General features: G+C 53.4%; 2 protein-coding genes. Both read left to right on the top strand.

What is annotated here, in order from left to right; translation table 11 throughout:
• Positions 1 to 188: hypothetical protein (locus EZM41_RS13475; RefSeq protein WP_232619006.1), on the top strand; the 188-nt coding region annotated here is incomplete at its 5' end.
• Positions 140 to 283 carry an isocitrate/isopropylmalate family dehydrogenase gene (locus tag EZM41_RS14565; RefSeq protein ID WP_198469320.1) on the top strand — a complete coding sequence of 48 codons (144 nt, stop codon included), beginning with the start codon at positions 140 to 142 and terminating at the stop codon, positions 281 to 283. The genes EZM41_RS13475 and EZM41_RS14565, both read left to right, overlap by 49 nt.
• Positions 284 to 348: the final 65 nt, after the last annotated feature.

Below are 348 nucleotides of genomic sequence, written 5' to 3'. Positions count from 1 at the left end.
GGGGCGGCGACCTTATGGTAATTCTTGACGATCAACAGCTGTTCCAATCTGGCCTGGGCTTGTTTCAACTCTCTTTGTGCGAGGTCCAGACCAGCTTTTTCTACCTCATACTGTCCCTGAGGTTAGGAGGGTTGCGCATGTGGCTTTCAAGTTGGCCAGGCGGCGCCGCAGGAAGGTTACCTCTGTAGACAAACATAACGTGATGGAGAGTTCGATCCTGTGGAAAAGAAACCCCTTTACCACTGGCGCCCAGGCACGCAGATTCTCTCCTTGGGCACGGTAGGGTGCAATATGACCTGTCCTGTCTGTCAGAATTGGCATCTCTCCCGAGGGGACGAAAGCTTAGGA

This window comes from Acetomicrobium sp. S15 = DSM 107314 (genome assembly GCF_016125955.1).
GTDB classification, from domain to species: Bacteria; Synergistota; Synergistia; order Synergistales; family Thermosynergistaceae; genus Thermosynergistes; species Thermosynergistes pyruvativorans.
This window is presented reverse-complemented; position numbering and strand designations above follow the sequence as displayed.